We start from the raw sequence: 26,627 nt of genomic DNA, 5'->3' as shown, positions 1-26,627 counted from the left end.
TCGTAAGCGTTCGTCATGCTCGGTGATTTTCTGAGGTCACGGCGTGCCCAGCTCCGGCCGGACGAGGTCGGGCTGCCCGCCGGCGTCCGGCACCGGCGCGTCGCCGGGCTGCGCAGGGAGGAGCTGGCTCCGCTGGCCGGCGTGAGCGTCGGCTACTACACCCGGCTGGAGCAGGGGCAGAGCCCGAACGTCTCCGACGAGGTGCTCGACGCGCTCGCCCGGGTGTTGCGGCTGGACGACGACGAGCGAGCCCACCTGCACCGTCTGGCCCGCGCCGGCCGCTCCCGCGTGCCCGCCCCGCCCGAGCTGCTGCGGCCGGGCATCAGGCGCATGGTCGAGTCGTTCACCGCCGTGCCCGCGTGGGCGGTCGGCCGCCGGGGCGACGTGCTGGCCTGGAACCACCTGGCGCACCTGCTGTTCGCCCCGCAGCTGGACTTCGGCGCGCCGGAGCGCGAGCCCCGGCCGAACTTCGTCCGCATGGACTTCCTCGACGACCGCTGCCGCGAGCTCTACGCCGACTGGGAGCAGAAGGCCAGGGACGACATCGCGTATCTGCAGGTGTCGCTCGGCAAGTTCCCCGGCGACCAGGGGCTGCACGACCTGGTCGAGGAGCTGACGGCGGGCAGTGACACGTTCAGGTCCATGTGGGGGGAGCATCCGGTGAGCAACTGCGCCTCCATCTCGCGCGGCTACCGGCACCCCGGGCTGGGCGTCGTCACGCTCACCGCCGAGCTGCTGCGCACACCCGACGACGAGGGGCAGGGCGTGGTGCTGTTCCAGCCGGATCCGGGCTCGGAGGAACTGCTCAGACAACTGACACAGGCGTAGCGCGGCGCAGCAGCAGGGCACCGCAGACCGCGCCGAGCAGGGCGACCGCGCCCGCCACCGCGAACGCCGTCCGCAGGCCGCCCAGCAGCTCCGCGTCGGCCGTCGCGATCGCGGTCAGACCGGCCACCCCGATCGCCCCGACGAACGTCGGCAACTGTGCGAGGCCGCCCGCCACCCCCTGGTCGGCCGGGTCGAGCCCGGACATGATCGTGGTGATGGCGGCCACCACGGTCAGCACGTGCCCGAACCCCATGGCCGCCGACGTGACCAGCAGCAGCCCGAGCCCTCCTGTCGCGGGCAGGAACGCCATCGCCGCCGTGCCGGCCGCCTGCACCGTCAGGCCCGCCGCGACGACGGCCGGAGTGCCGCGCGCGCCGATGAGGCGGGCGGCCAGGCCGCCCGCGACCAGGGCCGCCACGCCCTCGCCCAGGAACCCCAGGCCCGTCGCCAGCGCCGACCAGCCGAGCACGTCCTGCATGTAGACGCTCAGCAGCACGGTCGCCCCGCCGCACATGGAGAACGTGACCAGCGCGACCGTCATCCCCCACTTCACGCTCGGCCGGCGCAGCAGCCGCGGCGGCACCAGCGGGGCGGCGTGCCTGGCCTCGACCACGAAGAACGCCGCGAGCAGCAGCGCGGCCGCCCCGAGCAGCAGCGCGGCCGCCGCGACGCTCAGCCGGGGCAGCGAGGAGATGCCATAGACCAGGGTGAACAGCCCGGCGCCGGCCAGCACCGCGCCCGGGACGTCCAGCCGGACGGCGCCCTTGCCCTCGGCGCGCGGGACCACGGTCAGCGCGCCCGCCAGCACGACCGCGCCGATGCCGACCAGGATCAGCATAGTCCAGCGCCAGCTCAGCCCGCTGGTGACGACCCCGCCGCCGATGGTGCCGATCACGAAGCCGAGCGACAACAACGCGCCGTTGACGCCCATGGCCCTGGTGCGCCGCGGGCCCTCGGGAAAGGCCGTGGTCATCAGCGCCAGCGCGGTCGGGCCGATCATGGCCGCCGCCACGCCCTGCCCGGCCCGCGCGCCGACCAGCATCGCGGGGCCCGAGGCCAGCGCCGCGAGCAGGGAGAACGCGGTGAACGCCGTCACGCCGGCCGCGAAGAGCCTGCGCCGCCCCACCACGTCCGACAACCGCCCGAACAGCGGCATCAACGCGGCCGTCGGCAGCAGGCAGGCCGTCACCACCCACTGCAGGTCGCCCCGGCCGGCGAAGCCCAGGTCGCGGCCGATCTCGGGCAGGGCGACCGTGATGATCGAATAGTCGAGGCCGGTCATGAAGGTCGCGCCGCACAGCGTGACCAGCACGAGCCAGTCCCGGGTGCCCAGTCTGTCTTCCGTCATACGGGACAGGTTGCGGCAGCGCCCGGGGCCTAGCCAGGGCTCCGTTGGTCGTACCCCTGCCAGGTGCAGGCTCAGCGGCCCGGACGGTCCCAGGTGCCGGGCGGTTTCAGAAGCCGGGCGGTTTCAGGGGTGGGTGGGCGGCCTGGAGCTGGGCGGCCAGGCCGAGGAGTTGCGGCTCGCCGCCGGGCGGGGCGATGAGCTGGACGGCGATGGGCAGGGCGCTGGAGTGGGTGGCCAGGGGGACGCTGATCGCGGGCCAGCCGCACAGGTTCCAGGCGGCGGTGGCGGGGGCGTACCTGACGTTGGCCACGACGTTGCGGACGAGGCCGCGCTCGCCCCAGCGCTCGGCCTTCGGCGGGATCGCGGCGAGGGCCGGGGTGATCAGCACGTCGGCGTCGCCGAGCCACTGGTCGGCCGCGAACGCGTTCCAGCGCTCGCGTCCGCGGGTCCCGTCGAGCCTCAGCGCGCCGAGCACCCGGCCCGCGCGGGCCAGCGCCCTGGTGCGGCGCTCCAGCCGCGCCCCGTCCTGTCGTGCCCCGTCCAGGCCGTCCGAGGAGCGCGCGGCCATGGCGAGCCAGGTGGCGACCGCCGCGGGGCCGAGCCAGACGGGCAGCCGGCGTTCGTGCTCCACCACCGTGTGCCCGGCCACCCGCAACGTCTCCGCCGCCGCGCGGACCGCGGCCTGGAACTCCCTGTCCATGGGCAGCCCGGGAGGCAGCGGTTGCGGCGCGTACGCCACCCGCAGGTCGAAGGGCTCCGGGCTGTCGTGCGGCGGTTGCTGCTCCCAGACCTCGTCGTCGTCCGCCCAGACCGAGCGCAACATCGACGGGCGCGGCTCGACCCGCCGCCCGCCGCGCCAGGACTCGGCCAGCGCCGGGTCCGCGGCCAGCACGGACAGCGCCAGCGCCAGATCGGCGACGGTCGTGGCCAGCGGGCCGTTCTCGGTGAGCCCGTCCCAGTCGTCGGCCGGCGCGGGCACCAGGCCGGTGCCTGGCTTGATGCCGAGCACGCCGCAACACGCGGCCGGGATGCGCACGGAGCCCATGCCGTCGTTGCCGAGCGCGATCGGCACCATGCCGGCCGCCACGGCCGCGGCGCTGCCCGACGAGGAGCCGCCGGCCGTGCGCGACGGGTTCCACGGGTTGCGCACGATGCCGTAGGCGCTGTCACCGAAGGCGGCCAGGCCCAGCTCGGGCAGGTTCGTCAGGCCCACGACCACCGCGCCGGCCGCCCGCAGGCGCGCGACCGTCTCGTGGTCCACCGGCGCCGGCGCGTCGCCGGTGACGGCGGAGCCGCTACGCGTGGGCGCGCCCGCGACCTCCAAGTTGTCCTTCACCGCGACCGGCACGCCGGCCAGCGGCAGCTCGGCCAGATCGCGCCGCTTCTGCAGGGCCCGGGCCTCCTCCACGGCCTGCTGCCTGACCACCCGGAACGCTCTTATCCGGGAATCCCGCTCCGAGATGGCATGAAGGTGCTCCTCGACGACGGTCGTGGCGGTCACCTCACCGTGCCGGACGGCTGTCGCGATCTCCATGGCGGACCTGCCTGCCCACAACATGGTTAGAGTTTGCAGGTTTTCACTCTCGGTTGCGAGGCTCTCGCACGCGAACAGGCGCTCGCCGGGCGACCGGCCTCATCACCTGACCCGGTTGGTGCGGCGGGTGGGGGACGCGGTGAGGGGGTCTTCCGGCCAGGGGTGTTTGGGGTAGCGGCCGCGGAGCTCGGCGCGTACGGAGCGGTAGGCGTCGCGCCAGAACGAGGCCAGGTCGGCGGTGACGGCCACCGGGCGGCCCGCCGGGGAGAGCAGGTGCACCAGGACGGGCACGCCGGCGATCAGCGGCGTCTCCTGCCAGCCGAACAGCTCCTGCAGCTTCACCGCCAGCACCGGCTGCTCGCCCGCGTAGTCGAGGCGGACGTGGGAGCCGCTCGGCACCTCGATGCGCTCCGGGGCCGTCGTTTCGAGGCGTTCGCTCCAGGGGATGAGGCGTTTCAGCGCGCCGGCCACGTCGATGCGCTCCAGGTCGGCCCGGCGCCGGGCGCGGGACAACTCGGGCTCCAGCCAGCGGTCGGCCAGGTCGATGAGGTCGTCCATCGAGGGCCACGGGTCGCCGATCGCCCGGTGGCAGAAGGCCAGGCGGTCTCTGAGGTCCTTCGCCTGTCTGGTCCAGGTCAGGAGGTCCTCGGTGCGCAGGCCGTACAGGATGGCGTCGCGGACGTCGGCGTTCTTGAGCGGGGTGGCGGACAACTCGATCGCGCCCAGGCGCTCGACCGTGCGGGCGGAGACGTCGCCGCGGCGCTCGCCGGGCGGGACGCGCCAGGTGATCTCGTCCTCGACGGTGGTGCCGAACGCGAGCCTGGCGGTGGCCTCGTCGATGGCGACGGCCTGCCTGACGCGGGCCGACGCCGAGCCGGTGGGCCGGTCGGCGACGGCGATGGCCAGCCAGGGGGCGGTCTGGAGTTTGGAGCCGTCGGCCAGTTGCGCCTCGGTGCCCGAGGCCATGAGGTAGCCGCCGCCGCGCCGGCGGGCCACGCGTTCGGGGAACGCCAGCGCCACGGCCGTGCCGGCCAGGGCGTCGTCCGGCATCCGTGGTGACGTTCCGGACGTCCCGGCCAAGGCGTCGTCCGGCAGTTGCGGGGACACTCCGGACGCGGTCCTGCGCAGGCGGGCGGTCTCCTGGCGCCAGCGGGCGGCGAAGCCGGTGCCGCCGCGGCGGGCGGCGCGCCAGACCTCCGCGAGGTCGTCGCCCGCGTCGCGCGGGAGCTGCTCCGACAGCAGGGCCACCACCTCGGCGGCGCGCGGGCCGAGGTCGAGCAGGGCTCTGGCCAGCCTGGGGTGCACGCCGGCCAGCGCCATCCGCCGCCCGCGCTCCGTGACGCGGCCGCCGTCATCGAGGGCGCCGAGGATGTGCAGGGTGCGGGTGGCCGCGGACATCGCGGCCGGAGGCGGCGGGTCGAGGAGGGCCAGGCCCGAGGCGTCCGGAGCGCCCCAGCAGGCCGCCTGCAACGCGAATCCCGTCAGGTCCGCGAGCGCGATCTCCGGCCGCGCGTGGTCGGCCAGGCGCTCGTGCTCGGCCGCCGCCCAGCACCGGTACACCGTGCCGGGCGCCTGCCTGCCCGCCCGGCCGGCGCGCTGCCCGGCCGACGCCTTCGACACCCGGACCGTGGTGAGGGAGCCCAGGCCGCGGGCGTGGTCGGTGCGCGGCTCGCGGGACAGGCCCGAGTCCACCACCACCCGGACGCCCGGGACGGTCAGGCTCGACTCGGCGACCGAGGTGGCCAGCACCACCCTGCGGGCCGCGCCGGGGGACAGGACGGCGTCCTGGACGTGGGGCGGCGCCTGGCCGTGCACCTGGAGCACCTCGACGCCGTCGAGCATCGCGGCGACCCGGCCGATCTCGCCCACGCCGGGCAGGAAGCAGAGCACGTCGCCGTCCCGCTCGGCGAGCGCGCGGCGGACGACCGAGGCCACGTGCGACAGGAACGCCGGATCGACGCGCAGGCCGTGCGGCGGGGCCGTCGGGCGCGCGGGCGGCGACCAGATCGTCTCGACGGGATGCGCGGCGCCGGTCGCCGCGACGACGGGGCCGCCCAGCAGCCGGGACCACGGCGCCGCGTCGGCGGTGGCGGACGTGGCGAGCAGGCGCAGGTCGGGGCGGAGCGTCTCGCGTACGTCCAGCAGGAACGCCAGCGCCGTGTCGGCGTCGAGATGGCGCTCGTGGCACTCGTCGAGCATGACCACATCCACCCCGGCCAGCTCCTGGTCCCGCTGGAGCCGCTGGAGCAGGACGCCGGTGGTGACCACCTCGACCATGGGGTTGCGGCCGACGTGGCGCTCGCCGCGGATGGTGTAGCTGACGCCCATGCGCTTGGCGGCCGCGCGGACGGCCAGCCGCCTGGGCTCGGCCACGAGCACGCGCAGGCCCGCCGCCGCCAGGGACAGCGGCACGACCGTGGTCTTGCCGGTGCCGGGCGGGGCGGTCAGGACGGCGGTGCCGTGCCGGTCGAGCACGCCGTGCAGCTCGGGCAGGACGTGATGGATCGGCAGCGGCTCGTCAGGCATGCACGTCCGTGCTCGCCCGCGACTCCGCGGGCAGGGTGGGGGGCAGGGTGGCGGGCAGGGCGGCGGGCAGGGTCGCCGACAGGATCGAGTCGAGGAGGCCGGGGAAGCGGCGGTCGAGGTCGTCGCGGCGCAGGCTGATGTATTTGAGCCGCCCCTCCTGCTTGGAGAAGAGCAGGCCGGCCTCGCGCAGGGCCCGGTAGTGGTGTGAGGCGGTCGACTTGTGGATGCCGAGGGTCTCTCTGGCGTGGCCGCACGTCATCTCGCCGTCGGCCGACAGGCGGGCGACGATCTCCAGGCGTACGGGGTCGGACAGCGCCCGCAGGACCTCGGTGAGCTCGATGTCCTCCGTCGCGGGATGCGGTAGCAGACGCATGGCCGACAGCCTACCTTCGTCTTATTGTTTGACAACGGTCCAACTATACGTCAGTTTGATGAGCGTCCAACTTTATGGTGGAGGCTTCATGAGTTCGCGGCTCTATCCGCTGGCTGCCGGAAATTTCGCGGTCGGCACCGGCATGTTCGTCACCGCCGGGCTGCTGGCGCCCATCTCGGCGGATCTCGGCATCTCGTCGGCGGCTGCCGGGCAGGTGATGACCGTGTTCGCGCTGGCCTACGCGGTGTTATCGCCGTTGCTCGCCGCCTTGACCGCGCGCCTGCCGCGCAAGCGGTTGCTGCTGGTGGCGATGGGCGTGTTCGTGCTGGGCAACGTGCTGACCGCGGTGGCGCCGACGTACCCGCTGGTCCTGGTGACCCGGGTGATCGCCGCCGCGGGCGCGGCGATGTTCACGCCGACGTCCTCGGCCGTGGCGAGCGCGCTGACCGCGCCTGAGCGCAGGGGCCGGGCGCTGGCGCTGGTCATGGGCGGGCTGAGCGTGTCGTCCGCGATCGGCGTGCCGCTCGGCACCTGGCTGGGGACGGTGTCCGGCTGGCGGTCCACGCTCTGGCTGGTGGTGGGGCTCGGTGTGATCGGGTTCGCGGGCGTGGCGGCGATGGTGCCCGAGGTGCGGCTGCCCGCCTCGGCGCGGCTCGGGGAGCGCTTCGCGCCGCTGGCCGACCGGCGGGTGCTGGCGGTGCTGGGCACGCAGTTGCTGGCCTTCGCGGCCGGGTTCAGCGCCTACACCTACATCGGGTCGCTGTTCGACCTGCCGCTGCCGGCCGTTCTGTGGGCGTGGGGGCTGGGCGGCATCGTGGGCAACCAGCTCGGCGGGCGTTTCACCGACCGGTACGGGCCGCGCCGGATGGTGCTGATCGGCCTGGCCGCGTCCACCGTCTTCCTGGCCCTCACCCCCGTCGCGAACCTCGCGCTGCCGATCGCGCTGGTGTGGGCGTTCCTGTGGGGCGCTGCAGGGTGGATGGTGGCGCCGGCCCAGCAGTTCAGGACCGTGGCGGCGGTGCCGGACAGCGTGCCGATCGGGCTGGGGCTGCTGGCGTCCGCCCAGTACTTCGGCCTGTTCGTGGCCGGGCTCGGCGGCGGGCTGGCGCTTGACCGGTACGGCAGGACGGGCGTGATCGTGCTGGCCACCGGGTTCGGGGCGGCGGCGCTGCTGTTCACGCTGGCCACCTATCGCCGCACGGCGGCGGTCCCGGCGGCCAGGGAGAGCGCCCCGGCCCGCTGATCTTCTCCACCCCGCAGGGGACGCCCGATCGCCCCGCAGGCGGACGACCGCGGCCGCGCCCGCGACCTACTGTCGCCGCATGTTCAACGATCAGGTGACTTTCAGACGTGTCACGGCGGGAACCCTGCTCATCGTGGCCCCGCTGCTCCAGGCCATCGCCGTCGTCATCGACCCCGGCACGTGGGGCGACGACCGGGAGGCCGTCAGCTTCGGCGACAATCCCGCGCTCGCCCAGGCCCAGTCCGTGCTCTATCACTGGAGCTGGCTCCTCATGGCCGTCGCCGCGCTCGGCCTGGTGCACCTGACCAGGCGCCGGGCCACGGCGGCCGGTCACATCGCTGGCGGGATGACGGTGATCGGCTATCTCGCCCTGTCCTGCCTGCTGCTCATCGACCCGGTGGAATGGTGGCTGGGGCAGCGCAACTCGCCTGAGGAGGCGCAGCGCATCCTCGACGAGATGCTGAACCTGCCGGGCGTGGTCTTCGGCTTCCAGATGCCGTGGATGTTCTTCGGGTTCGTCGGCCTGCCGGTGCTGACGGCGGCCGTGTGGCGGGCCGGGTTCGTCGGCTGGTGGGTGCCGCTGGTCGTCGCGGCCGGCTATCTCGGCGGGTTCGCGGTGCCGTACGGTCCGGCGATCGTGCCGTTCTGGGTGGCTCCCGTCGCCGCCCTGGGCTGGACCGGGCTGAAGATCCTGCGCATGGGCGACGAGGCGTGGGCGGCCTACTATCCGGCCGTCCGCGAGCGGGAGACGGTCTCAGGGTAGGGCCGGGAGCTTGCCCAGGGAGACCGCGACGATGATGACCACGCCGAGGACGATCCGGTAGATCACGAACGCGGTGAAGCGGTGCGTGCTGATGTAGCGCAGGAACCAGGCCACGGCCGCGTAGCCGACGATGAAGGAGATCACCGTGGCCAGAATCGTGGGGCCCCAGGCGGGCGCGGGGCCCTCACCGATGTCCTTCAGCTCGAACAGGCCCGAGGCCAGCACGGCGGGGATGGCCAGCAGGAACGAGTATTTGGCCGCGTCCTCGCGGCGGTAGTCGAGCAGCAGGCCCGCGGTGACGGTGCCGCCCGAGCGGGACACGCCGGGGATCAGGGCGAGGGCCTGGGCGAAGCCGTAGACGATGGCGTGGGTGAAGCTCAGGTGCTTTTCCAGCGTGAGCTTGTTGCGGGCGGTGTGGTCGGCGAACCAGAGGATGAGGGCGAAGACGATCAGCGTCGTGCCGACCACGCGCAGGTCGCGGAAGACGGTCTCGATCTGGTCCTTGAGCACCAGGCCGAGGATGCCGATGGGCAGGGTGCCGACGATGACGTACCAGCCCATGCGGGCGGCCCAGTGGCGGCGCAGCTCCTTGTTGAACAGGGAGCGCGTCCAGGTGGAGATGATCTCCCAGATCTCCTTGCGGAAGTAGATCAGCACGGCCGTCTCCGTGCCGAGCTGGATCACCGCCGTGAACGCCGCTCCCGGGTCCTCCCAGCCGGCGAAGGCGGAGACCACCCGGATGTGGGCGCTGGAGGAGATCGGCAGGAACTCCGTGAGCCCTTGGACCAACCCCAGAACCACCGCTTCTAGCCAGCCGATCACGACGACACCTTTCAGAACGCGGGGGGACGAGGGCGAGGCACCCTACAGGATCGTAGTGGCTTGGTGACCGAGGTACTCCTGGGATCGATGGGACGGCGGGCGGCTTGAGCGGAGTGTTCCGCGCCGGCCTGCCGCACTGGACCTGCCCCGCCTCGGCGGCGTCGGCAGCTGGTAAGTCGTCATACCGCGAGACTCTCCATGGTTGAGAAGCGCAATCCCATATGCAATCGTCTATCCCATGGATCGGCTCGCGGCGCTTCTCGACGGTCCGCGGGCGGGAGCGAGTAAGTGAAACCTCTGCTACTGATCGACGTGGACGGCGTCCTGAACCCGATGGGACACGCCACGCCCGACTTCCGGCGTTACCGGTGCACGGTCGGCGACGAGGTCTACACCGTGCATCTCAACCCCCGGCACGGCCGCAGGCTGCTCGACCTGGCCCTGGCCACCGGCTCCGAGCTGGTCTGGGCGACCACGTGGGAGCAGCACGCCAACGAATGGATCGCTCCCAGGATCGGCCTGCCCGCCCTGCCCGTGATCTCGATGACCCACGACGCGCCGAGCGAGCACGGCGAGATGTTCAAGACGCCGCACGTGGCGGCCTACGCGGGGCGGCGGCCGTTCGTCTGGTTCGACGACCAGGTGTGGGCGGAGGACGAGGAATATCTCAGGGTGCATCAGGGTCTCGACGACTTCCTGCTCATCCATGTTGATCCCAGACAGGGACTGACCAGCCGTCATCTGGGCATGGCACATGAGTGGCTGACCCTTACAGGGTTTTCTCAGGGTTCCTGACGGGAGTTCTGCGGCCGGGCCGTCCGTTTGACAGGTAGGTCGTAACAACACGGAGGAGAACATGTACCGCTCACGAGAGCACAGGATTCTGGCCGGCGTGTGTGGCGGGCTCGCGGAGAAGATGGGACTGCCGCCCACCCTCGTACGGGTCCTCTGGGTGCTCCTGTCCCTCATCCCCGGGCCGCTGTGGGTCGTCTACGTCGCGATGTGGATCCTCGTCCCGGAGCAGCCGAAGGGCTACCGCGCGGCGTGACTCCTCGTTGACCGGTTCCGGGTGGGCCGCCGGGCCCACCCGGGCCTGTCAGCCGAAGAATCCGGTCACCCGCCGGATCTGCCCGCCGCTGAACTCCACGACGTCATAACCGCTGGCCGCGGGGGTGTCCGAGCCGGGCGCGCCCAGCCTCCAGGTGAACAACGCGGTGTCGTGGTGGGCGTTGATCAGCGAGCCGAGGCTGAACACCATGTCGCCGACGTTCCGGTGCAGCCGGCTGATGACGGGGGAGAGCTCGCCGTGTCCGCTCAGGCCCGCGTGGTCGGGGTCGGAGTAGATCGCGTCGGCCGTGAGGACGGCCTTGATGAGGACGTCCCTGGCGGCCTCGTCGCGCTCGTTCCAGATGGCGAGGTACTTCGTGATGAGGTCGTTGACGTTCATGAGGCGACTTCCTCCAGAGACGGTTGTGGTGCCGGCTTGAGAACGAGGGCGACGAGCCCTCCGAGAGCGGTGACGATCGCGGCCACCCAGCCGGCCGCGTGCAGGCCGTCGAGCGCCTGAGCCGGCGCCGGGCCCGCAGGCAGGCCGGCGGTGGCGACGGCGACGAAGACGGCCAGGCCCATCGCGCCGCCGACCTCCTTGGCCGTGGTCGCCAGGCCGGAGGCGACGCCCTGGTCCTGCGGGGCGACGCCGGCGCCGGCCGCCGCGAACAGGGTGACGAAGGCGACGCCGCCGAAGAAGCCCCAGACGGCGCTGCCGGGCAGCAGCGTCCAGATGCCGCCGCCGATGGGCATGCCGGCGATGAGCAGGGCGATGCCGGCGCCGGTGCCGAGCATCGAGACGCTGAGCGTGGCGCGGACGCCCCACCTGCCGAGCATCATCGGCGCGACCTTCAGGGCGGCGACCATGCAGATCAGGGTAAGCGGCAGGAACGCCAGCCCGGCCTGCAGAGCGCTGTAGCCGATGACCGGCTGCAGGTAGGAGGTCAGCACGTAGTAGCCGCCGCCGAGCGTGGCCTGGAAGAGCGCGATGACGACCATCGTCGTGGCCAGGCCGCGCTGCCGCAGCAGCCGTAGCGGGATGAGCGGATCACGGTTGCGCGACTCGATCAGCGGGAGCAGGGCGAGCAGGACCGCGCCGGCGGCCAGCGCCCCGGCCCCGCGGACGCTCACCCAGCCCGCCTCGGACCCGCCGGCCAGGCCGAGCACCAGCAGTGTGGCGCCGATCGTGGCCACCAGCGCGCCCGGCACGTCGAAGCCGGCCAGGCCGGAGACGCGGCGGGGGTCGGCGGGCAGCAGCCGGGGCGCGGCGACGGCGGCGGCGATGGCCAGCGGGACGTTCACGAAGAAGACCCACTCCCAGCCGAGATAGCTGGTCAGCACGCCGCCCAGCAAGGATCCGGCGGCCAGGCCGGCGCTGCCCGCCATGCCCCAGGCGCCCAGCGCCCGGTTCCGCTCGGGGCCTTCGGCGAAGCCGCGGTAGATCAGCGCGAGCGTGGCAGGGGTGAGCAGGGCGCCTCCGACGCCCTGGACGGCGCGGGCGGCGATCAGCAGGCCCGCGTCCGTGGCCAGGCCGCCGGCCAGCGAGCCGACGGCGTAGAGCGCGAGACCGGCCATGAAGATCCGGCGCGGGCCGAGCTTGTCGACGATCCGGCCGCCGAGCAGCAACAGCCCGCCCAGGCCGATGGCATAGGCGCTGACCACCCATTGCACGGAGTGGGCGGAGAAGCCCAGCGCCGTGCCGATGCCGGGTAGCGCCACATACACGATGTTGTAGTCGAGGGCCACGATGAGCTGCGTGAACGCCAGCAGCGCCAATCTGAGCCGGGGATGGTCCACAGAGAACTCCGGTTTCTACACGGCGTTTAGTTTATACACGGCGTACAGTAGCGTAACGCTGTAGAGTGTCAAGGGTGAGTGAGACCAGGACCAGGCGCGACCGGTTGCGGGCGCAGACGACCGACGAGATCAAGGCGATCGCGCTCCAGCTCATGGCCGTGGGCGGGCCCGACGCCATCACCCTGCGGGCCATCGCCCGCGAGATGGGCATGACCGCCGGGGCGATCTACAGCTACTTCGCCACCCGCGACGACCTGGTGACCACGCTCATCGCGGGCGTCTACACCTCTTTGGTGGACGCGGCGGAGGCGGCGCGCGACGCCGTGCCCGTGAGCGACCCGGGCGGGCGGATCCTGGCCTGGGCGCAGGCCGTCCGGGAGTGGGCGGTGGCCAACCCCGAGGGCTTCCGGCTGATCTACGGCGATCCGGTGCCCGGCTACCGGGCCCCGGCCGAAGGGCCCGCCAAGCAGGCCGAGCACCGGGCCTGCACCGGGCTCACCGGCCTGGTCGCGGCGGCGTGGCCGCACGCCGGGCAGCAGCCGGGCGGCTACGCGTGGCCGGACTTCGATCCCGACCTGGCGCGGACGATCCAGGAGCTGTTCCCCGGGCTGCCGCCGGACGCCGTGGCGCTGACGCTACGGGTGTGGGGGCGCATGCACGGCCTGGTCGCCCTGGAGATCTACGGCCATCTGCCCAGGCTGGCCGGTGACGCCGCCCGGCTCTACCGGGAGGAGATGATCGAGCTGATCGCCTCCCTCGGCCTCCCGCCCAGCTCGTGAGCCCGCGTGCGCCGGTGTCCGGGATGCGTCCTATCCTCGAAGGATGAGGGCAAGGCCGCTGACGCTCATCCAGGATGAGCTCGTTGATTACGACCAGGCGATGGAGCGCATGACCGACCTCGTCGGGCAGCGCCAACGGGACGAGCGGCCGGACACGCTCTGGTTGCTGAGCCACCCGTCCGTCTACACGATCGGCCGGCGCACGCCGATGGCCCATCTGCCCGACCCCACGCGGGGCATCCCCGTGCTGGAGACGGGCCGCGGCGGCCAGCTCACCTACCACGGTCCTGGCCAGCTCGTCGGCTACCTGATCGTCAAGCTGGCCGAGGACGAGGGCATCGTCGACTACGTCCGCGAGGTGGAGCTGCGGCTGGTGGAGGCGCTGGGCAAGCTGGGGCTGCCCGCCGAGCGCCGCGACACGCCGCCCGGCTCGGAGCTGCTCACCGGTGTGTGGACCGTCGAGACCCGGCGCAAGATCAGCTCGATCGGGATGCGGCAGAGCCGGGGGGTGACCAGCCACGGGTTCGCGCTCAACGTCGACGGTGACCTGGAGCCCTGGCACTGGGCGGTGGCGTGCGGGATGCCCGACGTGGACATGACCTCGCTCAAGCGGGAGCTGGAGGCGGCCACGATGGACGAGGTCCGCACGGCCGTGGCCGCCACCTTCGAGGCGTCCTGACCCCGAGGGCCCCGAAGACCCCGAAGACCCCGAAGCCTGAGCCGCGCGGGGGCGCCGATGCTCGGCGACCCCGCGCGGGCGGTGTCAGGAGACCGGGGTCTCGTCGATGGTGCGGCGTGGCCCGGTGAACCAGTGCCTGGCCGACAACGTCCACCACAACGCGATGCCGATCAGCACGACCCCGACCGCGATCGGCGCGTAGTTGACCGACGTCCAGGTGAAGTCCGGGCTGCCGGGCACCCCGGCGGGCGAGAACGGCATGATGAAGTAGATCGAGACGATCACGATCTCGACGCAGGCGATCCAGCACAACACCTTGTACTTGCGGCCCAGCGTCCACGGGCCGGCCACGAAGCGGTCGCCCATGCGCAGCCGGAGCCAGATCGGGATGAGGAAGGCCAGGTAGAGCCCGATGACGGCGATCGAGACGACGGCGTAGAAGGCGACCGGCGTGGTCAGGCCGGCCGGCGCGTAGAGGGCGGGCACGGTGATCAGCGCGGCCACGACACAGCCGGCGATGATCGCGTTCACCGGGGTGCGGTTGCGGTCGACCTTGGACCACAACCGCCAGCCGGGGATCGCGCCGTCGCGCGAGAACGCGTACGTCATCCGCGACATCGACGTCACGCAGCTCATCCCGCAGAAGAACTGGCCGATCGTGGAGATCGCGAAGATCGCCGTGGCCAGCGGGGAGGAGAGCGCGGTCTCGAAGATGGCCCCGACGAACCCGGCCTGTTTGTCGATCGCGTCCACGTTCGTGGCGGCGAACAGGAACGACAGCAGCAGGATCCAGCCGCCGATCGCCGAGTAGAAGATCGACTGCCACAGGCCGCGCGCCGCGCTCTTGGCCGCGTCCTGCGTCTCCTCCGACACGTGCGCGCAGGCGTCGAAGCCGGTGATCGTGTACTGGGTGAGCAGGAAGCCGAGCGGCAGCACGTACAGCCAGAAGGGCAGACCCTCGGAGCCGTCGCCGAAGCCGGAGTTGTTGCCGGTGCCGCCGAAGACGAACCCGAGCGACTGGTGCTCGGTCGGCGCGAAGATCAGGATGGCGACCACGACCGCGGCGCCCGCGACGTGCCACCAGACCGAGATGTTCTGCAGCAGCGCGATCAGTTTGTGGCTGAAGATGTTGATCAGGGCGTGCAGCACCAGGATGATCACGAACAGCAGGAACGCCTGGGGGAGCGTGCCGGCCCAGGCGCCGCTGGTCAGCCGGCTGAGGGTGATGTTGAGGAAGGTCGCGCAGCCGTAGTCGACGGACGCGGTGACGGCGATGAGGCCGATCAGGTTGAGCCAGCCGGTGAACCAGCCGTGGATCGGCTTGCCCATGGTGGCGGCCCACCAGTAGATGCCGCCGGCCGTCGGGTACGCCGACACCAGCTCCGACATGCAGAAACCGATGATCAGGATGAACAGGGAGATCAGCGGCCAGCCCCATGAGATGGCGATGGGGCCGCCGTTGTTCCACGCCTGTCCGAAGGTGGTGAAGCAGCCGGCGAGGATGGAGATGATCGAGAAGGAGATGGCGAAGTTCGAGAAACCGCTCCAGGTGCGGGACAGCTCCTGCTTGTAGCCGAGCTCGGCGAGTCGTCTGGAATCCTCTTCAACATGGCTCATTGAGGTCTCCCTGGGGGGCGCGGAGGACGCTCCATTTGGTCTACGTCTAGACCATTTCCCGCCAGGGGACAAGGCGTTACAGGTGAGTTTCGATCTCGTCAGCCGGGCCGGCCAATATCCGGCGGGGTGGGCCGCGACCCCGGCGTGGCCGCGCGCCGAGGTTCACGCGATCGGTGTCACTGGCCGAAGGCGTCCGTGGCGGCCTGGCAGAAGGCCTGGAGGTCGTCCGGCTTGCGGCTGGTCACGAGCGTGTTGGGGCCCGCGGTGCAGATCACGACCTCCTGGTCCACCCAGGTGGCGCCCGCGTTGCGCAGGTCGGTCCTGAGGCTGGGCCAGGACGTGACGGTCCGGCCGCGTACGACGTCCGCCTCGATCAGCGTCCAGGGCGCGTGGCAGATGGAGGCCACCGGTTTGCCCGCGTCGAAGAACGACTTGGCGAAGCGTACGGCGGCCGGCGCGGTACGCAGGAAGTCGGGGTTGGCGACCCCGCCGGGCAGCACGAGCCCGTCGAAGGCCCCCGGATCGACCTCGTCCACCGTGTCGTCCACGGCGAACTTGTCGGCCCGGTCGAGATGGTGGAACGCCTGAACCTGACCGGGTTTGGTGGACACCAGCCGGGGTGTGCCGCCGGCCTGCTTGACCGCCTTCCACGGCTCGGTGAGCTCCACCTGCTCGATCCCCTCCGGAGCGACGAGGAACGCGATCGTTGCGCCGTTCAGCATGAGAACTCCCCTCGGCTGTCGTCTGCTCAGCCCCCTCTTTCCGGAGGGTCGCGAAGTAATCCTTTTTACCCCTTGGGGGTATAGTGCTTCCCGGGAGATCGAAGAGTGAGGAGTGCGTCATGACTGTCACGACCTATCAGGTCGAGGGGATGACCTGCGGCCACTGCGTCAGCAGCGTGACCGAGGAGGTCTCCAGGGTCGCGGGGGTGAGCGGGGTCGAGGTCGATCTGGCGTCGGGGGCCGTGACCGTGACGAGCCAGGCGCCGATCGACCGCGAGCTGGTCGACGCCGCCGTGGTGGAGGCCGGTTACGAGCTGGCCGGGCGGGTCGATCTGCTGCCGCTGGCCGGTGAGTCGTGCTGCGGCTCGGGCGGCTGTCACTGAGTCGTTCTCAGGTCCCCGCCGTGCCGGTGGCGAGCCGGTGGAGGCGTTTGAGCCAGAGCGAGTGCGCGGTCCACGCCAGGGCCGCGCCTGCGGCGTACCAGAACAGGTCGGGTGGGTTGAAGGTGCTGCCCAGCACCGGGCGCAGCGCCGCCGGGATCTCCATGAGCTGGGCGAACTCGATGGCCCAGCTCAGCCCGGCCGCCATCGCGGCCGCCGCGAACGGCCGCACCCTGGGCAGGACGAGCAGCACCAGCGTGTAGATCAGCACGGTGTAGAGGGCGTCGCCGGCGTATTTCGGCACCGGGCCGTCCCACAAGATCCGCACGCCGAGCCCCGCCGCGACCGTGAGGGCGGCGGCCAGCGCGATGGGCATACGGGACATCAGTTCACGTTAGTGCCTAGAGTACTGAAAATTTACACCGCCAAAGGAAACGAAGATGAAACAATTTTCCGTCACTCGTTGACACAGGGTCTCCATATGGTTTGCCTTTCCCTACACAGGAACCCCCCGCCTGAAGGTGAGGCACACAATGAGGAAATGGTTCGCACGCCTGGCTGCGCTGGGCGTCGCGCTATTGATAGCAGGCCAGGGGAGCACGGCCGCCCTTGCCCAAGAGCCAGCGGCGGGGAAGAAGACCGTACGAATCGGTGCGACCCAGTCGATGGACTCGATGAACCCGTTCCTCGCGGTCCGCTTGGTCTCGACGGCCATCCACCGCTGGATGTACGGCTACCTGACCGTGCCCGACTCCAAGACGCTGCAGCCCAGCCCGGACCTGGCCGAGTCGTGGACCACGTCCGAGGACGGCCTCACGTGGACGTTCAAGATCCGCGCGGCGAAGTGGTCGGACGGCAAGCCGGTCACGGCCGACGACGCCGCCTGGACGTTCAACAAGATGATGACGGACGAGGCCGCCAAGACGGCCAACGGCCCGGCGGTCGAGAACTTCGAGAGTGTCACGGCCAGCGGCCAGGACCTGACGATCAAGCTCAAGTCGCCGCAGGCGTCCATGCTGGACAACCCGGTCCCGATCATGCCGAAGCATGTCTGGGAGTCGGTCACCGACATGGCCAACTACGACGCCGAGAAGTACCCGACCGTCGGCAACGGTCCGTACATCGCGGTCGAGCACAAGAAGGACCAGTACGTCAAGCTGCAGGCCAACCCCAACTACTGGCGGGGCAAGCCCAAGATCGACGAGCTCCAGGTCATCTTCTACGACAACCCGCAGGCCGCCATCGCCGGTCTGAAGAAGGGTGACATCGACCTGATCGGCCGGCTGAGCCCGCCGGAGTTCGAGGCCATCCAGAACGACCCGAACATCGAGGCGTGGAACACCCAGGGCCGCCGCGCGGCGTACCTGCAGATCAACCACGGCGCCACCACCACGGACGACAAGCCTCTCGGCGACGGTCACCCGGCGCTGAAGGACGTCAAGGTGCGCCAGGCGCTGCACTACGCCATCGACAAGCAGAAGCTGGTCGCCGAGGTCCAGAACGGCCTGGCCAAGCCCGCCGACGGCTCGATCGTGCCGCCGATGTACAAGGACTTCTTCTGGGAGGCCTCGGGCGACACCAAGGTCAGCTACGACCCGGCCAAGGCCAACAAGATCCTCGACGACGCCGGCTACAAGAAGGGCGCCGACGGCGTCCGCACGATGCCCGACGGCGGCAAGAAGCTGGAGTTCCGCTTCAGCATCCACACCGACACCCCGATCGAGGACAAGCTCGCCGAATACCTGACGGGCTTCTTCAAGGAGATCGGCGTCACGCTGACCACCAACAAGCTCGACTCCAGCAAGTTCACCGAGGAGACCGGCGTCACCGGCCTGTTCGACATCGCGATCAGCGGCTGGTCGGTCAACCCCGACCCCGAAGAGATCATGGCCACTCACCTGTGCAGCCGCAGGCCGGCCCCCGGTGGCGAAGGCGGCGGCACCGAGTCGTTCTTCTGCGACGACACCTTCGAGAAGCTCTACCAGGACCAGCTCAAGGAGCTCGACCGGCCCAAGCGCGCCGAGCTGATCAAGCAGATGCAGGAGCGGCTCTACACCGAGGCGCCGATCATCGCGATCTACTACCCGAACGACCTTGAGGGCTACCGCAAGGACCGGATCACCAGCATCACCCCGATCCCCGAGGACAAGGGCCTCCTGTACGGCGGCAGCGGCTACTGGCCGTTCTACACCGTTGACGTCAAGGCGGTGGCCGCCGCCGGGACGAGCGACGACGGCGGCTCCAACACCGGCCTCATCGCCGGTATCGTCGGCGGCGTGGTGGTCATCGGGCTGGCGGTCTTCTTCGTGACCCGGCGGCGCAAGAGTGTCGCCGACGAGCGCGAATGACAACTCCGCTCGAAGCAGCAGAGCCCGCCGTCCAGGCGGCGGGCCCCGCTGACGAACGCCCCGCCCGGGGCGGCACGGTGCGCTACGTGCTGTCGAAGGCGGGCGGGGCGCTGTTCAGCATCGCCATGGTGATCGTCGGCACGTTCTTCGTGTTCCGGCTGCTGCCGGGCGATCCCGTGCGCAACCTCGCGCAGGGCCGCAACATGACCCCGACGCAGCTCAACATGGAGCGGCATCGGCTCGGCCTGGACAAGCCGGTCATCGAGCAGTTCTTCGACTTCGTCGGCAAGACGTTGCGCCTGGACCTGGGCACCTCCTACGAGTACAAGCGGCCGGTGCTCGACCTGATCGGCGAGCGGATCGGCCCGACGCTGCTGCTGGCAGGCACGGGCCTGGTCATCGCGGTCAGCCTCGGCATCTGGCAGGGCACCCGGGCCGGCTGGCGGCACGGCAGCGGTTTCGACCGCTTCTCCACCGGCACGTCGCTGCTGTTGTGGTCGGTGCCGACGTTCTGGCTCGGGCTGCTGCTCATGATGGTGTTCGGCGTCGGCATCGGGCCGATCCCCGGCATCCTGCCCTTCCGCGGCATCGAGAGCGTGGACGCGCCCGACGGGTTCGCCTACGTGCTCGACGTGGCCTCGCACATGGTGCTGCCGTGCCTGACGCTGGTGGCGGTGGTCTACGCGCAATACCTCCTGGTCATGCGGTCGTCGTTGCTGGAGGAGGTCAGCCAGGACTACATCACCGTGGCGCGCGCCAAGGGCCTGCGCGACGACGACGTACGCCGGCGGCACGCGGTGCCCAACGCCCTGCTGCCCACGGTGACGCTGGTCTTCATGCGCATCGGCTTCGTGGTCGGCGGCGCGGTCACCGTGGAGACGATCTACACCTGGCCCGGTCTGGGGCAGTTGTTCTACGAGGCGGTCAGAGTGCCGGACTTCACGCTCATGCAGGGCACGTTCCTGCTGATCACCGTGGCGGTGATCCTCATGAACACGCTGGCCGACGTGGTCTACCACGTGCTCGACCCGAGGGTGAGGTCGGCATGACCAGTGTCGCCGCGACCCGCAGGCGGCTCGCGCTGAGCCGCTTCTGGGCGGAGTTCCGCCACCATCGGGCGGGGGTCATCGGAGCGGTCGTGCTCCTCGTCGCCGTGGTGCTCGCGGTCGCCGCGCCCCTGTTCATCGACGAGGGCGTGACGAGCGTCGTCGACGCACCCGGGGAGAAGTTCGACGCGCCCAGCCTGGCCTTCCCTTTCGGCACCGACGAGTCCGGCCGGTCCCTGCTGCTGATGGTCTGGTGGGGCTCGCGCACGTCGCTGCTCATCGGCTTCCTCGCCGCGCTGCTCAGCATCGTGATCGGCATGGTCGTCGGCATCGCCGCCGGGCACTTCCGCGGCTGGATCGGCGGCACGCTCATGCGGGTCACCGACTGGTTCCTGGTGCTGCCCTCGCTGATCACCGCGCTGGTGCTGGCGGCCATCCTGGGCGGGACCACGTTCACGATCATCATGGCCATCGGGATCACCACGTGGCCTTCGACGGCCCGGCTGATCAGGGCGCAGACCCTGGCGGTGGAGGCCAGACCCTACATCGAGCGCTCCAAGGCGCTCGGCGCGGGGCACTGGCACATCACCACCCGGCACGTGCTGCCCAACGTGGCGCCGCTGCTGCTGGCCAGCACCACGCTGGAGGTCGCCAGCGCCATCGTGACCGAGTCCACGCTGGCCTTCCTCGGCGCCAGCGCCAACAAGACCTCGTGGGGCACCATGCTGCGCGGCTCCTACGACTTCGGCGCGGCCACCGCCGGCGCGTGGTGGTACATCATCATCCCCGGCCTGGCCATCCTCACCGTCGTGATGGCGTTCACCCTGGTCGGGCGGGCGCTGGAGACCGTGCTGAACCCTCGCCTGAGGAGGGCCGCATGACGTTGCTCGAACTCGATGACCTGTCGGTGACCTACCGCATCGCCTCGGGCGAGGTGCCCGCGGTGCGCGGCGTGTCACTGACCCTCGACTCCGGAGCGGCGCTCGGAGTCGCCGGCGAGTCAGGATCCGGCAAGTCGACCTTGGCCATGGCGCTGCTCCGGCTCCTGCCCCGGGACGCGCGGGTCGGCGGCCGGATCCTGCTCGGCGGCGAGGACCTGCTCACCATGAAGTGGGGCCGCGTCAGGGCCGTGCGGTGGGCCGAGGCCTCGATCATCTTCCAGGGCGCCCAGCACGGGCTCAACCCCGTGCGCCGGATCGGCGAGCAGATCGCCGAGCCGCTGCTCGTGCACGGCCTGGCCAAGCCCGACGCGGCCCGGAGGCGTGTCGCCGAGCTGCTCGACCAGGTCGGCCTGCCCGCCTGGCGGGCCCGCAGCTATCCGCACGAGTTGTCGGGCGGCCAGCGGCAGCGCGTGATGATCGCGATGGCGCTGGCCTGCTCGCCGCGTCTGATCATCGCCGACGAGCCGACCACCGCGCTCGACGTGATGGTGCAGGCCCAGGTCCTGACGCTGATCAAGGACCTGGTCGCCGAGCACGGGATCTCGCTGATCATGATCTCGCACGACCTGTCCGTGCTCGCCGACGTGTGCGACCAGCTCGCCGTCATGTACGCGGGCCGCGTCATCGAGCACGGCCCGTCCCGCGAGGTCTTCCACGACGCCAGGCACCCCTACAGCCGGGCGCTGGCCGCGGCGTTCCCGACGGTGGGCGACCCGCTCTCGCGGCTGGCCCCGAAGGGCCTCGGGGGCGATCCGCCCGACCCGATGCAGCTCCCCGGCGGCTGCTCGTTCCATCCGCGCTGCCCGGTCGCGCTGGACGCATGCGCGACCGTCGACGTGGCCCTGTGGCCGGCCGGCGAGCGCCGCACGGCCGCCTGCGTACACGTCAGGGATGACGTCAGCCCGGACGCCGACCCGGACGTCAGCCCGAACGTCAGCCCGGACGTCAGGGTTGACGCCGGAGTCGAGGAGGGAGCCTCATGACCGAGACGCAGACCGCCGAAGAGGCCGTCTCGACGGCGCGGCCGGCCCTGCTGGAGGCCCGTGACCTGCACGTGGAGTTCTCCGCGCGCGGCCGCAGGGCCAAGGCCGTGGACGGCGTCAACCTGGCCATCGGGCAGGGCGAGATCGTCGCGCTGGTCGGCGAGTCGGGTTGCGGCAAGACCACGCTCGCCCGCACGCTGCTCGGCCTCGAACGTCCCACCTCGGGCGAGGTGCGCTACGACGGCGCCGCCCTCGACTACTCCTCCAAGGCGCTCAAGGCGTATCGGCGGCAGGTGCAGCTCGTCCTGCAGGACCCGACGGGCTCGCTCAACCCCAGGCACACGGTGTACGAGGCCGTCGCCGAAGGCCCGCGCATCCACGGCCTGCCGGACGAGCGGGAGGTCGTGTCGGCCGCTCTGTCCAGGGCGGGGCTGCGGCCCCCCGACCGGTTCTTCCTGCGCTACCCGCACGAGCTGTCGGGCGGCCAGCGGCAGCGCGTGGTGATCGCCGGGGCGCTGGCGCTGGACCCGAAGGTGCTGGTCGCCGACGAGCCGGTGGCCTCGCTGGACGCCTCCGTCCGAGGCGAGATCCTGGCCCTGCTGCTCAAGCTGCGGGCAGAGCTGGGCCTGTCGGCGCTGGTCGTCACCCACGACCTGGGCCTGGCCTGGAACATCGCCGACCGGGTGGCCGTGATGTACCTGGGCAGGATCGTCGAGTCGGGGCCGGTGGAGCAGGTGCTGACCGCGCCGCGGCATCCGTACACGCAGGCGCTGATGTCGGTGCTGCCCGAGTCTCCCGAGCGGGTGGTGCTGACCGGCGAGCCGCCCGACCCGACCAGGATCCCCGGTGGTTGCCGCTTCCACGCCCGCTGCCAGGTGCTCGCCTCGGGCCGGGCGGCCGAGGCCGGGGTGGACGGCCGGTGCCGCGCACAGCTCCTCGACATCCTGCCCGCCGTGCCTGGGGCACAGACGGCCTGCCACTACGCGGAGACCGTCCAGCCTGCCTGAGCGCAGACAACTGGCCACTACGCGGCGACCGTCTAGCCGAGGTCGGCGTCGTGGACCAGGATGGCGGCCTGGACACGGTTGGCCAGGCCGAGCTTGGCCAGCACGCTGCTGACGTGGGCTTTCACCGTGGCCTCCGCCAGGCGTAGCTCGCGGCCGATGCCGGCGTTGGACAGGCCGCGGGCCAGGGCCCGGATCACCTCCTCCTCGCGGCCGGTGAGCGCGGCGAGCTGTTCGCGGGCGGTCGCGGCACGGGAGGGCGCACGGTCGGCGTACGAGGCGATCAGGCGTCTGGTGACCGAGGGGGAGAGCATGGCCTGGCCGCCCGCCACCGTGCGGACGGCGGCGGCCAGCTCTCTCGGCGGGGTGTCCTTGAGCAGGAAGCCGACCGCGCCCAGGCGCAGGGCCTCGTGGACGTACTCGTCCAGGTCGAACGTGGTCAGCATGATGATCTTGGGCGCGTTCTCCGACGACGGCAGGCGGGCGGCGGCGGCCAGGCCGTCCATGACGGGCATGCGCACGTCCATCAGCACGACCTCGGGCCGCAGGCGGCGCACGGCCGACAGGGCCTCCGCGCCGTCGCGGGCCTCGCCGACGATCACGATGTCGCCGGCCGCCTCCAGGATCAGCCGCAGCCCGGACCGTACGAGCTCCTCGTCGTCCACGATCAGCACCCGGATCATGCCGGAATCCTGGCGCTGACCAGGAAGCCGCCACCGTCCTGGACGCTGGTCCGCAGCGTGCCGCCGAGCAGCTCCACCCGTTCCCGCAACCCCACCAGCCCCCAGCCCCCGCCGGGCACCTCCACCTGCGCGGACCCGGGCGCCTCGGCCTGCGGCGACCGGGAGTGCTTTGTGTGCGGCGGTCCGGGCGCCTCGTTGCGCACCTCGACCGCCAGCTCGCCGGGCCCGTAACGGATGCGCACGTCCGTGGTGGCGTCCCGCGCGTGCTTGTGCACGTTGGTGAGCGCCTCCTGGACCACCCGGTACGCCGTCCGCCCGACAGCCGGCTCCACCGCCCGCGCGTCGCCCTCGTCGTGCCGGGTCACCGCGATCCCGAGAGCACGCGACTGGTCGAGCAGCAGGTCGAGGTCGCCCAGTGTGGGCGGCGGCCGGAGCGCGCTGTCCGGCCCGGGCGAGCGCAGCACGCCGAGCACGTCGCGCAGGTTGGCCAGCGCCTCCCGCCCGATCCCGCCGATCATGGCGGCGGCCCTGACGGTCTCGTCGTCGGCCGCCCGCACTTCCAGCGCTCCCGCGTGCAGCACGATCAGCGAGACCCGGTGCGCGACGACGTCGTGCATCTCTCTGGCGATCCTGGCCCGCTCCTGCGCCCTGGCCTGCTCGGCCCGCAGGACCTGCTCGCGCTCCAGCCGTTCCGCCCGTTCGCCGGCGGCCTCGCGCCGGGCGCGGGCCCAGAGCCCGAGCGCGAGCGGCAGGGCGACGACGGCCAGCGCCATCAGCAGCGCGTTGCCGGGACTGGACATCGCCGGCTCGTCGCGCAACTCGCCCACCAGCACGGAGCCGCCGCACACCACCAGGCAGCCGCCGAGGTAGGCCGCGACGCCGCGCTTGCGGCGCAGCTGGAGGCCCGCGAAGTAGGAGGCGGTGAGCAGCGGCGGCCACATGCCCAGCCCCGCGTACGTGACCGCGCCCACGGCGGCCAGCGGCCACCAGGAACGTTCCGCTCTCCAGGCGGCCACGCCCGCGGTCGCGGCGATCGCGATCAGGGCGGGCAACGGCAGATCCGACCGCACGCCCGCCTGGCCGTGCGCCACGAGCAGCGAGAGCGCGGACATACCGGCGCCGAGCAGAACGAACCGCATGACCGCAGCGTATGCGCGGGCGGCCGGCGGGATGCACTACGAAAGTAGGAGAAGCCGATCGACGACCGGGGCATCTCGGGCCGGGCCGCGGGGCGCGAGGGTGATGGCATGCGTAGCAGCCTGGCCGCAACGGCCATGTCATTGATCGTTCTCGGGGGCGGCGTCATCCCGGCCGAGGCCGCCGCCGGCCCCACGTTGCCTGAGCCGACCGGCCCGAAGCCTGTCGGCACGACGAGCCTGCACCTGGTCGACGCCGGCCGCCCCGACCCGTGGAACCCGGAGGCGAACCGGCGCGAGCTGATGGTCTCGCTGTGGTATCCCGCCAAGAAGGGTGGCGGGAAGCCCGCGCCGTACGTGACGCCCCAGGAGTCCGCCGCGATCCTGAAGGGCCTGAACGCCGCTCCTGACGCGCTCACCAAGGTCAGGACGTACGCCAGGTCCGGAGCGCCGGTCAGCGGCACCCGGCTGCCCCTGGTCGTGATGTCGCCGGGCTTCAGCTTTCCCCGCGCCACCCTGACCTCCCTGGCCGAGGACCTGGCGAGCAGGGGTTACCTGGTCGCGGCCGTGGAGCACACGTACGAGTCGGTCGCCACCACGTTCCCCGGCGGCCGGACCACCTCCTGCCTGGCGTGCGTGCCGGGGCAGGACGGCGCCAAGGTCGCCGCGGGCCGGGTGGTGGACGTGCGTTTCGTGCTCGACGAGCTGATCCGGGGCCGCTGGGGCCGGGTGATCGACCGGTCGAAGATCGCTATGGTCGGCCACTCGATGGGCGGGAACGCCGCAGCCCAGGCCATGCTCGCGGACTCGCGGATCAAGGCCGGCGTCAACCTGGACGGCACCTTCCAGCCGGTCGTGGCGGCGCTGAACCGGCCGTTCCTGCTGATCGGAGCGCCCAAGTCGCACGCGCCCGGCGGAAGCGACGACTCGTGGCCGAAGTCGTGGCCCCAGATGACCGGCGCGAAGCGCTGGATCACGGTGGCGGGGACCGACCACTCCGCGTTCGTCGACTATGCGGTGTTGCGGCCCGCGCTCGGCCTCCCCGCGCAGGAGCTCGACGGCGTACGGGCGTTGCGCGTCACCCGTGACCATCTCGCCTCGTTCCTCGACCGGCACCTGCGGGGCGTGCGGACTCCGGTGCCGGACTATCCCGAGGTCACCGATCACTCGCGGAAGGCGTCGGCGTTCTCCGCGGCCCACTGAGCGAAGCCGCGCGCGTCCCGGCCGGTCACCTCGCGGACGGTCGGGACGACCGTGTAGCCGACCTCGGGCGTCTCGCCGAGCGCGCCGATGAGGAACTCGACGGTCTGCTCGCCCATCCCGTCGGCGAGCCACTTGGCCCGCGCCTCGTCCACGGTCAGCTCCACGAACTCCACGTCCTTGCCGATCGCCGCCCCCAGGATCGCCACCTTCTCCCTGAGCGTGATCGCCTCGGGCCCGGTCAGCGTGTACGTCCTGCCGCCGTGTCCCCCCTCGACCAGCACGGTCGCGGCCACGGCGGCGATGTCGCGCTCGTGCACCAGCGCGCTCACCCGGTCGCCGAACGGCTCCTTGATGACGCCCTGCGTCCGGACCGTGTCGGCCCACCACCGCAGCGTGTTGGACATGAACTCGACCGGGTGCAGCAGCGTCCACTCCAGGTCGGTCGCGGCCAGCGCCTGCTCCAGCGCGCCGTCCGCGCGCCCGCCGAGCACCGTGACGCGCCGCACGCCCGCCTTGACGGCCAGCTCCACCAGCCGGGCGCCGTCGGGAAGGGGCGCGTAGTCGTCGCCCGCGAAGTTGATGAAGTGCACGCCGGTGACGCCCTCGAACACGCCGGCCAGGGAGTCGGGCTCGGCGAGATCTCCCGCGACGACCTGCACGCCCTCGGGGAGCACGGCCTTGGCCGGGTTTCTGGTCAGAGCCCGCACCTGCTGGCCGGCTGCGAGGAGCTCTTCGACGACGAGGCGGCCGACGGTCCCGGTGGCACCGGTGACGAGCGTGATCATGTGATCCTCTTTCTCAAGGGAACGGAACGTTCTGCTTCTA

27 protein-coding genes are annotated in these 26,627 nt (G+C 71.6%); 14 read left to right on the top strand and 13 right to left on the bottom strand.

Annotated elements, in window-relative coordinates:
* Positions 1-15 precede the first annotated feature (15 nt).
* The gene (locus ACWD0F_RS39560; RefSeq protein WP_449885868.1) at positions 16-828 is read left to right on the top strand and encodes a helix-turn-helix transcriptional regulator; all 813 of its coding nucleotides are present in this window, start codon (positions 16-18) and stop codon (positions 826-828) included.
* Here ACWD0F_RS39560 and ACWD0F_RS39555 read toward each other — a convergent pair.
* The 4 genes from ACWD0F_RS39555 to ACWD0F_RS39540 all read right to left on the bottom strand — a co-directional run bounded on the left by ACWD0F_RS39555 (position 806) and on the right by ACWD0F_RS39540 (position 6,609).
* Complete coding sequence (locus ACWD0F_RS39555) at positions 806-2,176, bottom strand: MFS transporter (protein ID WP_449885865.1); 1,371 nt, start codon at positions 2,174-2,176, stop codon at positions 806-808. The genes ACWD0F_RS39560 and ACWD0F_RS39555 overlap by 23 nt on opposite strands.
* Before the next feature lie 106 nt (positions 2,177-2,282).
* A complete protein-coding gene (locus tag ACWD0F_RS39550) occupies positions 2,283-3,710 on the bottom strand; it encodes an amidase (protein WP_449885862.1) in 1,428 nt (475 codons plus the stop codon).
* Positions 3,711-3,812: 102 nt separating this feature from the next.
* Positions 3,813-6,236, bottom strand: a complete 2,424-nt coding sequence (gene hrpB, locus ACWD0F_RS39545) for an ATP-dependent helicase HrpB (protein ID WP_449885859.1) — start codon at positions 6,234-6,236, stop codon at positions 3,813-3,815.
* Positions 6,229-6,609 carry an ArsR/SmtB family transcription factor gene (locus ACWD0F_RS39540; protein ID WP_449885856.1) on the bottom strand — a complete coding sequence of 127 codons (381 nt, stop codon included), beginning with the start codon at positions 6,607-6,609 and terminating at the stop codon, positions 6,229-6,231. The genes hrpB and ACWD0F_RS39540 overlap by 8 nt, the downstream gene beginning before the upstream one ends.
* Before the next feature lie 88 nt (positions 6,610-6,697).
* On the opposite strand from ACWD0F_RS39540, the gene ACWD0F_RS39535 reads away from it, so the two are divergent.
* Together ACWD0F_RS39535 and ACWD0F_RS39530 are read left to right on the top strand one after the other, a co-directional pair.
* On the top strand, positions 6,698-7,852 hold the full coding sequence (locus ACWD0F_RS39535; RefSeq protein WP_449885853.1) for an MFS transporter: 1,155 nt from the start codon (positions 6,698-6,700) through the stop codon (positions 7,850-7,852).
* A gap of 94 nt (positions 7,853-7,946) precedes the next feature.
* Positions 7,947-8,615, top strand: coding sequence for a hypothetical protein (locus ACWD0F_RS39530; protein ID WP_449885850.1), 669 nt, complete (start codon positions 7,947-7,949; stop codon positions 8,613-8,615).
* Here the strand turns inward: ACWD0F_RS39530 and ACWD0F_RS39525 are convergent.
* Positions 8,607-9,437, bottom strand: coding sequence for an undecaprenyl-diphosphate phosphatase (locus ACWD0F_RS39525; RefSeq protein WP_449885847.1), 831 nt, complete (start codon positions 9,435-9,437; stop codon positions 8,607-8,609). The genes ACWD0F_RS39530 and ACWD0F_RS39525 overlap by 9 nt on opposite strands.
* 288 nt (positions 9,438-9,725) lie before the next feature.
* Between ACWD0F_RS39525 and ACWD0F_RS39520 the strand changes: the two genes are divergently transcribed.
* Positions 9,726-10,232 (top strand): HAD domain-containing protein, encoded by a 507-nt coding sequence (locus tag ACWD0F_RS39520; RefSeq protein WP_449885844.1) that lies wholly within the window; start codon positions 9,726-9,728, stop codon positions 10,230-10,232.
* A gap of 61 nt (positions 10,233-10,293) precedes the next feature.
* Positions 10,294-10,485, top strand: a complete 192-nt coding sequence (locus ACWD0F_RS39515) for a PspC domain-containing protein (RefSeq protein ID WP_449885841.1) — start codon at positions 10,294-10,296, stop codon at positions 10,483-10,485.
* 48 nt (positions 10,486-10,533) lie between these two features.
* Here the strand turns inward: ACWD0F_RS39515 and ACWD0F_RS39510 are convergent, their stop codons facing one another.
* Positions 10,534-10,884, bottom strand: a complete 351-nt coding sequence (locus ACWD0F_RS39510; protein WP_449885838.1) for a nuclear transport factor 2 family protein — start codon at positions 10,882-10,884, stop codon at positions 10,534-10,536.
* On the bottom strand, positions 10,881-12,281 hold the full coding sequence (locus tag ACWD0F_RS39505; RefSeq protein WP_449885835.1) for an MFS transporter: 1,401 nt from the start codon (positions 12,279-12,281) through the stop codon (positions 10,881-10,883). Before ACWD0F_RS39505 ends, ACWD0F_RS39510 begins: the two co-directional genes overlap by 4 nt.
* A 74-nt stretch (positions 12,282-12,355) precedes the next feature.
* Between ACWD0F_RS39505 and ACWD0F_RS39500 the strand changes: the two genes are divergently transcribed.
* Positions 12,356-13,060, top strand: a complete 705-nt coding sequence (locus ACWD0F_RS39500) for a TetR/AcrR family transcriptional regulator (RefSeq protein WP_449885832.1) — start codon at positions 12,356-12,358, stop codon at positions 13,058-13,060.
* A gap of 43 nt (positions 13,061-13,103) precedes the next feature.
* On the top strand, positions 13,104-13,739 hold the full coding sequence (lipB, locus tag ACWD0F_RS39495; RefSeq protein ID WP_449885830.1) for a lipoyl(octanoyl) transferase LipB: 636 nt from the start codon (positions 13,104-13,106) through the stop codon (positions 13,737-13,739).
* Positions 13,740-13,823: 84 nt separating this feature from the next.
* Here the strand turns inward: lipB and ACWD0F_RS39490 are convergent, their stop codons facing one another.
* A complete protein-coding gene (locus ACWD0F_RS39490; protein WP_449885827.1) occupies positions 13,824-15,356 on the bottom strand; it encodes an amino acid permease in 1,533 nt (510 codons plus the stop codon).
* Positions 15,357-15,532: 176 nt separating this feature from the next.
* A complete protein-coding gene (locus ACWD0F_RS39485; RefSeq protein WP_449885824.1) occupies positions 15,533-16,078 on the bottom strand; it encodes a type 1 glutamine amidotransferase domain-containing protein in 546 nt (181 codons plus the stop codon).
* Positions 16,079-16,197: 119 nt separating this feature from the next.
* On the opposite strand from ACWD0F_RS39485, the gene ACWD0F_RS39480 reads away from it, so the two are divergent.
* Entirely contained in the window at positions 16,198-16,461 is a 264-nt protein-coding gene (locus ACWD0F_RS39480) for a heavy-metal-associated domain-containing protein (RefSeq protein ID WP_449885821.1), read from the top strand.
* A 7-nt stretch (positions 16,462-16,468) separates the two neighbouring features.
* Here the strand turns inward: ACWD0F_RS39480 and ACWD0F_RS39475 are convergent, their stop codons facing one another.
* On the bottom strand, positions 16,469-16,843 hold the full coding sequence (locus tag ACWD0F_RS39475) for a ribosomal maturation YjgA family protein (RefSeq protein WP_449885819.1): 375 nt from the start codon (positions 16,841-16,843) through the stop codon (positions 16,469-16,471).
* A gap of 280 nt (positions 16,844-17,123) precedes the next feature.
* On the opposite strand from ACWD0F_RS39475, the gene ACWD0F_RS39470 reads away from it, so the two are divergent.
* The 5 genes from ACWD0F_RS39470 to ACWD0F_RS39450 are packed head-to-tail and all read left to right on the top strand — an operon-like array spanning position 17,124 to position 22,783.
* A complete protein-coding gene (locus tag ACWD0F_RS39470) occupies positions 17,124-18,806 on the top strand; it encodes an ABC transporter substrate-binding protein (protein ID WP_449885816.1) in 1,683 nt (560 codons plus the stop codon).
* Positions 18,803-19,855: an ABC transporter permease gene (locus ACWD0F_RS39465; protein ID WP_449885814.1), complete on the top strand. Its 1,053-nt coding sequence runs from the start codon at positions 18,803-18,805 to the stop codon at positions 19,853-19,855. Before ACWD0F_RS39470 ends, ACWD0F_RS39465 begins: the two co-directional genes overlap by 4 nt.
* The gene (locus ACWD0F_RS39460; RefSeq protein WP_449885811.1) at positions 19,852-20,733 is read left to right on the top strand and encodes an ABC transporter permease; all 882 of its coding nucleotides are present in this window, start codon (positions 19,852-19,854) and stop codon (positions 20,731-20,733) included. The genes ACWD0F_RS39465 and ACWD0F_RS39460 overlap by 4 nt, the downstream gene beginning before the upstream one ends.
* Positions 20,730-21,776, top strand: a complete 1,047-nt coding sequence (locus ACWD0F_RS39455; RefSeq protein WP_449885809.1) for an ABC transporter ATP-binding protein — start codon at positions 20,730-20,732, stop codon at positions 21,774-21,776. Before ACWD0F_RS39460 ends, ACWD0F_RS39455 begins: the two co-directional genes overlap by 4 nt.
* Positions 21,773-22,783: an ABC transporter ATP-binding protein gene (locus ACWD0F_RS39450; RefSeq protein WP_449885807.1), complete on the top strand. Its 1,011-nt coding sequence runs from the start codon at positions 21,773-21,775 to the stop codon at positions 22,781-22,783. The genes ACWD0F_RS39455 and ACWD0F_RS39450 overlap by 4 nt, the downstream gene beginning before the upstream one ends.
* A 32-nt stretch (positions 22,784-22,815) precedes the next feature.
* Here ACWD0F_RS39450 and ACWD0F_RS39445 read toward each other — a convergent pair whose 3' ends face one another.
* The gene (locus ACWD0F_RS39445) at positions 22,816-23,463 is read right to left on the bottom strand and encodes a response regulator (protein ID WP_449885805.1); all 648 of its coding nucleotides are present in this window, start codon (positions 23,461-23,463) and stop codon (positions 22,816-22,818) included.
* A complete protein-coding gene (locus ACWD0F_RS39440; protein ID WP_449885803.1) occupies positions 23,460-24,602 on the bottom strand; it encodes a sensor histidine kinase in 1,143 nt (380 codons plus the stop codon). The genes ACWD0F_RS39445 and ACWD0F_RS39440 overlap by 4 nt, the downstream gene beginning before the upstream one ends.
* Before the next feature lie 108 nt (positions 24,603-24,710).
* On the opposite strand from ACWD0F_RS39440, the gene ACWD0F_RS39435 reads away from it, so the two are divergent.
* Positions 24,711-25,802 carry an alpha/beta hydrolase family protein gene (locus tag ACWD0F_RS39435; RefSeq protein ID WP_449885801.1) on the top strand — a complete coding sequence of 364 codons (1,092 nt, stop codon included), beginning with the start codon at positions 24,711-24,713 and terminating at the stop codon, positions 25,800-25,802.
* Here the strand turns inward: ACWD0F_RS39435 and ACWD0F_RS39430 are convergent.
* Positions 25,763-26,587, bottom strand: a complete 825-nt coding sequence (locus tag ACWD0F_RS39430) for an NAD(P)H-binding protein (protein ID WP_449885799.1) — start codon at positions 26,585-26,587, stop codon at positions 25,763-25,765. The genes ACWD0F_RS39435 and ACWD0F_RS39430 overlap by 40 nt on opposite strands.
* Between the last annotated feature and the right edge of the window lie 40 nt (positions 26,588-26,627).

It is taken from the genome of Nonomuraea sp. NPDC002799 (genome assembly GCF_053592075.1).
Note: the sequence above shows the minus strand (reverse complement) of the source record. Positions and strands in the feature narration are given on the sequence as shown.